This is a genomic window from Pseudomonas sp. PS01303 (assembly GCF_029959385.1).
In the GTDB taxonomy this organism is placed as follows: domain Bacteria; phylum Pseudomonadota; class Gammaproteobacteria; order Pseudomonadales; family Pseudomonadaceae; genus Aquipseudomonas; species Aquipseudomonas rustica.
In genome coordinates this window covers 1-6,907 of sequence record NZ_JASCPK010000217.1, presented here as the reverse complement: position 1 = coordinate 6,907, position 6,907 = coordinate 1, and the positions used below count along the sequence as shown (strand labels likewise).

General features: G+C 58.7%; 3 protein-coding genes. 2 read left to right on the top strand and 1 reads right to left on the bottom strand.

Annotated elements, in window-relative coordinates; genetic code table 11:
* Positions 1–766: 766 nt before the first annotated feature.
* The gene (locus QMX93_RS29050; protein ID WP_159812699.1) at positions 767–3,661 is read right to left on the bottom strand and encodes a ribonucleoside-diphosphate reductase subunit alpha; all 2,895 of its coding nucleotides are present in this window, start codon (positions 3,659–3,661) and stop codon (positions 767–769) included.
* 832 nt (positions 3,662–4,493) lie between these two features.
* Here QMX93_RS29050 and QMX93_RS29045 point away from each other — a divergent pair.
* Both QMX93_RS29045 and QMX93_RS29040 read left to right on the top strand, forming a co-directional pair.
* Positions 4,494–5,216 carry a response regulator gene (locus QMX93_RS29045; RefSeq protein ID WP_159812697.1) on the top strand — a complete coding sequence of 241 codons (723 nt, stop codon included), beginning with the start codon at positions 4,494–4,496 and terminating at the stop codon, positions 5,214–5,216.
* Positions 5,213–6,823, top strand: a complete 1,611-nt coding sequence (locus QMX93_RS29040; RefSeq protein ID WP_212548937.1) for an ATP-binding protein — start codon at positions 5,213–5,215, stop codon at positions 6,821–6,823. Before QMX93_RS29045 ends, QMX93_RS29040 begins: the two co-directional genes overlap by 4 nt.
* Positions 6,824–6,907: the final 84 nt, after the last annotated feature.

Below are 6,907 nucleotides of genomic sequence, written 5' to 3'. Positions count from 1 at the left end.
AGGCTCGGGTTCCTTCGCTCCGGGTTCATCCGGGGGCATCGCCTACGGTTTGCTTCGCTGCACCTCCTCTCGATGCTTTCCCCGTATGAATCCCTCCACTCAGCCTCCCGACGGGCTCTAAGATCAAAAGCTGCACCCGAGCTTGCGCTCATCGTGTTGAGTGGTGAAGAGCACAGCGTGGTCGGCTTTTGATTTTCGTTGGATTCGCCCCTCACCCCAGCCCTCTCCCGAGGGAGAGGGAGAGGGAGAGGGAGAGGGAGAGGGAGAGGGAGAGGGAGCCGATTTTTGGGCTTCTCAGGATTTGTGGTCGGCTCGGTATTTCATGTCGGCGTACCTCTCCCAATCCACGGGGTCAGTTCCCTCTCCCACCGGGAGAGGGCTAGTGATGGGCTCTTGATTTGGATTTGAAGCTCAAATTCAACTCAGTATTTCATGTCGGTGCATCTTGCCCAAACACCCCGGTCAGTTCCCTCTCCCTCCGGGAGAGGGCTAGGGTGAGGGGCTCTTGATTTGGATTTGAAGCTCAAATTCAATTCGGTATTTCATGTCGGTGCATCTTGCCCAAACACCCCGGTCAGTCCCCTCTCCCTCTGGGAGAGGGCTAGGGTGAGGGTTTGCTTTTGATTTGATTGGGGGAGTGAGCCTGCTGGCGATAGCTGTTCATATTCAATCCATTTCAACCAGCCAAAAAAAAGCCCCCAACAAACCAGAGGTCTGTCAGGGGCTTTTTCAATCAGGCATTTTTCAACACCTGATTTCGCTCAGCTTATTGGCAAGCTTCGCAATCCGGCTCGTCGATCGCGCAGGCTTTTGGCACTGGCGCCGGGCCGGCTGGAGCAGCCAGGACCGAATCATCACCGTGGTTGCCGCCGCTGGATACAGCGTTCAGCTTGCTGGTGCTGATGGTCGACTTCTCGGTGCTGGTTGCGGCCAGGGCACGGAGGTAGTAGGTGGTTTTCAGGCCACGGTACCAAGCCATGCGGTAGGTCACGTCGAGTTTCTTGCCCGATGCGCCAGCGATGTACAGGTTCAGCGATTGGGCCTGGTCGATCCACTTCTGACGACGGCTGGCCGCGTCAACGATCCACTTGGTGTCCACTTCGAAGGCAGTCGCGTAGAGCTCTTTGAGTTCTTGCGGGATGCGCTCGATTTGCTGAACCGAACCGTCGTAGTACTTCAGGTCGTTGATCATGACCGAGTCCCACAGACCGCGAGCCTTGAGGTCGCGAACCAGGTACGGGTTGATCACGGTGAATTCGCCCGACAGGTTCGATTTCACATACAGGTTCTGATAAGTCGGTTCGATCGACTGCGAGACGCCAGTGATGTTGGCGATGGTCGCGGTCGGTGCGATGGCCATGATGTTGGAGTTACGAATGCCTTTCTGTACACGGGCGCGAACCGGTGCCCAGTCCAGGGATTCGTTCAGGTCAACGTCGATGTACTTCTGGCCACGTTGCTCGATCAGGATCTGTTGCGAATCCAGTGGCAGGATGCCTTTGGACCACAGCGAACCCTGGAACGTCTCGTACGCACCGCGCTCGTCGGCCAGGTCGCAGGAAGCCTGGATTGCGTAGTAGCTGACCGCTTCCATCGACTTGTCGGCGAATTCGACGGCAGCGTCGGAACCGTAAGGGATGTGCTGCAGGTACAAAGCGTCCTGGAAGCCCATGATGCCCAGACCGACCGGACGGTGCTTGAAGTTGGAGTTCTTCGCTTGTGGCACCGAGTAGTAGTTGATGTCGATAACGTTATCGAGCATGCGAACGGCAGTGTTCACGGTGCGTTCCAGCTTGGCGGTGTCCAGCTTGCCGTTGACGATGTGGTTCGGCAGGTTGATCGAGCCCAGGTTGCAAACGGCGATTTCGTCCTTGTTGGTGTTCAAGGTGATTTCGGTGCACAGGTTCGAGCTGTGAACCACGCCGACGTGCTGCTGCGGGCTGCGCAGGTTGCACGGGTCTTTGAAGGTCAGCCATGGGTGGCCGGTTTCAAACAGCATGGAGAGCATTTTGCGCCACAGGTCTTTGGCCTGAATGGTCTTGAACAGACGAACCTTGCCTGGGTATTCGGTCAGGGCTTCGTAGTACTCGTAACGCTCTTCGAAGGCTTTACCGGTCAGGTCGTGCAGGTCCGGTACTTCGGATGGCGAGAACAGAGTCCACTTGCCGTCGTCGAAGACACGCTTCATGAACAGGTCAGGGATCCAGTTGGCAGTGTTCATGTCGTGGGTACGACGACGATCATCACCGGTGTTCTTGCGGAGTTCGATGAACTCCTCGATGTCCATGTGCCAGGTTTCCAGGTAAGCGCAGACAGCGCCTTTGCGCTTGCCACCCTGGTTAACGGCGACGGCGGTGTCGTTCACGACTTTCAGGAATGGAACCACGCCTTGCGACTTGCCGTTGGTGCCTTTGATGTACGAACCCAGTGCACGCACCGGTGTCCAGTCGTTGCCCAGGCCACCGGCGAATTTCGACAACATGGCGTTGTCGTGGATCGCGTGGTAGATACCCGACAGGTCATCCGGCACGGTGGTCAGGTAGCAGCTCGACAGCTGTGGACGCAGGGTGCCGGCGTTGAACAGGGTCGGCGTCGACGACATGTAGTCGAAGGACGACAGCAGGTTGTAGAACTCGATCGCACGGTCTTCTTTCTGCTTCTCTTCGATCGCCAGGCCCATGGCCACGCGCATGAAGAAAATCTGCGGCAGTTCGAAGCGGATACCGTCCTTGTGGATGAAGTAACGGTCGTACAGGGTTTGCAGGCCCAGGTAGGTGAATTGCTGATCGCGCTCGTGGTTGATCGCCTTGCCCAGTTTTTCCAGGTCGAAGGTGGCCAGCACAGGGTTCAGCAGTTCGAACTCGATACCTTTGGCGATGTAAGCCGGCAGTGCTTTGGCGTACAGGTCGACCATTTCGTGGTGAGTAGCGCTTTCGGCCACACCGAGGAAGCCCAGGCCTTCGGCACGCAGGGTGTCCATCAGCAGGCGGGCGGTGACGAACGAGTAGTTCGGCTCGCGCTCAACCAGAGTACGGGCGGTCATCACCAGGGCGGTGTTGACGTCGGTCAGGGCCACGCCGTCGTACAGGTTTTTCAGGGTTTCACGCTGGATCAGGTCGCCGTCAACTTCTTCCAGACCTTCGCACGCTTCGGTGACGATGGTGTTCAGGCGGCCCATGTCCAGCGGCGCCAGGCTGCCGTCAGTGCGGGTGATACGGATCGACGGGTGAGCGTTGACCGCTTCTTCGGTCGGGGCGTGGGCAGCGCGTTCTTTCGAACGACCGTCACGGTAGATCACGTAGTCGCGCGCCACTTTCTGCTCGCCGGCACGCATCAGGGCCAGTTCAACCTGGTCCTGGATTTCTTCGATGTGGATGGTGCCGCCCGAAGGCATGCGACGCTTGAAGGTCGCGGTGACTTGTTCGGTCAGGCGGGCAACAGTGTCGTGGATTCGCGACGAGGCGGCAGCGGTGCCGCCCTCAACTGCGAGGAACGCTTTGGTGATAGCGACGGTGATCTTGTCATCGGTGTAAGGAACGACAGTGCCATTACGCTTGATCACGCGCAGTTGACCAGGCGCGGTGGCTGCCAGATCCGAATTCGAATCAGCGGCCTGCGGCAAGGTGCCCTGCGGGTTCTCGCGAGTTGTGTCGGTTTGCATGGGGGGTGATCTCCACATTCTCTAGTTTGTTTGGGCACCATCATGGTGCCCACCGTTCTGGCCAGAAGCACTACAACCGACGGGCGTCGGGCATAACAACTTCGGACCAGTAGGAAAAAGGCTAATGACGCCGCGTCCCTGCCGAAGTTTTTGGCTGCGAGCCAAGGCTCGAGCCGGGTTCCATCCCGGGTGACAGTAATGACTGCAACACCCGTACCGTTTCGGTCGTTTCCGACCTGAAAAACGGTGCCATCCGCAAGTGCGGTTTGGTCTTCAGAAAACTTGCTTGGTTCAACCGGAAACCGGCAATAAATCGCTTGAGTTTCAGGTCTGAAATGTGGTTGGGCTTTTCAGTCAAAAACCCTATATGTAGGGTTTTTTTTGCGCCGTGCTACAAGATAATGCGTTTCGAGGGGTGTTGCAACGTACTACCTGTGGATAAACCTGTGCGTAAATTGTGTAAGAAAGGTGGAATTCTCGTGTAGGCCGCGAACCTGCTGAGCTAGACCGTTTGTCACCGTTTTCTCACCGGGAAAAACGCTTCAGCGGATTTTTAAGGGCGCGAACCCTACCACAAAAAATCGCCTTGTCCGAACGCATTTACCGACTTGTGTTCTGGCTGTACGCCGTTTATACAATCGGGCCATGTGAGCGCGACAAAAGCACGAGAGGATCCCCCGTAGGAGCTGCCGAAGGCTGCGATCTTTTGATCTTGATAAAAACAAAATCAAAAGATCGCAGCCTCGTTTCAATCGACGGCTCCTACAGGGGATCGTCTGGATTCGGGCAATCGTCTTCCTTTATTAATAACAATAGAAAGCAGAGGTCACCGGTGGAGCAACAAGCCTGGCAGGTATTGATCGTCGAGGATGACCAGCGACTGGCCGAACTCACGCGCGACTACCTGCAAGCCAATGGACTGCGCGTGGAAATCGAAGGCAACGGTGCCCTCGCGGCGGCGCGGATCATTAACGAACAACCGGATCTGGTGATCCTCGACCTGATGCTGCCCGGCGAAGATGGCCTGAGCATCTGCCGCAAAGTCCGCGACCGTTACGACGGGCCGATCCTGATGCTCACCGCGCGCACCGACGACGCCGATCAGATTCAGGGCCTCGACCTCGGCGCCGACGATTACGTGTGCAAACCGGTGCGCCCGCGTTTGTTATTGGCGCGGATTCAGGCGTTGCTGCGACGCAGTGACTCACCCGAGCCGACCAGCGAAAAAAGCCGTCGCCTGCAATTCGGCCCGCTGGTGGTCGACAATGCATTGCGCGAAGCCTGGCTCAGCGATAACGGCATCGAACTGACCAGCGCCGAATTCGATCTGCTCTGGCTGCTGGTCTCCAACGCCGGGCGCATTCTCTCGCGGGAAGAAATCTTCACTGCTTTGCGCGGCATCGGTTACGACGGCCAGGATCGCTCGATCGATGTGCGCATCTCGCGCATCCGCCCGAAAATCGGCGACGACCCCGACCATCCACGCCTGATCAAAACCGTGCGCAGCAAAGGCTACCTGTTCGTCCCTGAAGCCTGCGTAGACCTGCCGCTGTGAACTCGATCTTCCTGCGCATCTACGGCGGCATGTGCGCAGCGATCATTCTGGTGGCAGTGCTCGGCGTGCTGGCGCTTAACCTGCTCAACCAAGTGCGCAGCGAGCAGTACCGCGAGCGTCTGGCCCACGGCACGTTCTCGCTGATGGCCAGCAACCTGCAACCGATGAACGAAACCGAACGCCATCGCGCACTGTTGGTGTGGGAGCGGTTGCTGGGGATTCCGCTGGCGCTGAAGAAGTTTGCCGACACCGATCTCGACCTGACCCAGCGCACCCGCGTGCAGCGCGGTCAGGCTTTGGTCGAGCAGACCGGCCCGCACGCGGCGAAGGTCTATCGACTGGTCAGCGACAAAGAGCAGCTTGTGCTCGTAGGCGAGGTGCAGCAGATCAGCGAGCAACTGGCGCGCGCGACTATTTACCTGCTCGCCGATGAGCTGGTGCGCGTGCCGGTCGCCGACCAACCGAAACGGCTGGCGCAGATAAAGGAAGAGAAGGGCTTCGGATTCGATTTGCGTTTGGTCACGGTGGATGACGCCGACATGGACGAAGACCAGAGCCGCCGCGTGGCCGAAGGCGACACGGTGATGGCGCTGGGTAAGGGCGGCGATTCGATCCGTGTGTTCGCCGGTATGGTCGGCACGCCGTGGGTGCTGGAGATCGGCCCGCTGTACCAGATGAATCCCTATCCGCCGGAGTGGCTGGTGCTGATCGCCGCGCTCGGGCTGAGCCTGATCGGCTTGATCGTTTACTTGCTGGTGCGCCAACTCGAACGGCGTTTACGCGGTCTCGAAGCAGCGGCCACGCGCATCGCCAAAGGCAGTCTGGAAACCCGTGTGCCGGCGCGCGGTGCCGACTCGGTGGGGCGGCTGGCGGCGGCGTTCAATGGCATGGCCGAGCACTTGCAACAACTGCTGGCGATTCAGCGTGAACTGGTGCGCGCGGTGTCCCATGAGTTGCGCACGCCGGTGGCGCGTCTGCGTTTCGGTCTGGAAATGATCGGCTCGGCGACCACCCCGCAAGCGCTGGAAAAATACCGCGAAGGCATGGATCACGACATCGAGGATCTCGATAAGCTGGTCGATGAGATGCTCACCTACGCACGACTGGAGCAGGGCTCACCGGCGCTGACCTTCCAGCGGATTGATCTGGATGCGCTGGTCAATCAGGTCATCGAAGAATTGGCGCCGTTGCGCGCCGAAGTCACGGTGCAGCGCGGTCTGTGTCTGTCAGCGGCGGACAATGACGATGCCTGGGTCGAGGCTGAGCCGCGTTATCTGCACCGCGCGTTGCAGAATCTGGTGAGCAATGCCATGCGCCATGCCCGTTCGAACGTGACGGTGAGTTATCAGGTCGGGCAATTGCGTTGCCGGGTCGACGTTGAGGATGACGGGCCGGGTGTGCCGGAAGTTGCCTGGGAGAAAATCTTCACGCCGTTTCTGCGCCTGGATGACAGCCGCACGCGCGCGTCGGGTGGGCATGGACTGGGGTTGTCGATTGTGCGACGGATTATTCACTGGCACGACGGCCGGGCGTTGATTGGCAAGAGCAAGAGTTTGGGCGGGGCGTGTTTTAGTTTGAGTTGGCCGCGTAATCAGGAACGACGTTGAGAAATTTAGTGATTTTGCTGGCCCCATCGCGAGCAGGCTCACTCCTACATTTGGAATGCGTTCCCCTGTAGGAGTGAGCCTGCT

What these genes read in the sequence shown, in the direction of transcription:
- QMX93_RS29050 (WP_159812699.1), bottom strand. Translation starts at nt 3,661, where the DNA reads ATGCAAACCGACACAACTCGCGAGAACCCGCAGGGCACCTTGCCGCAG.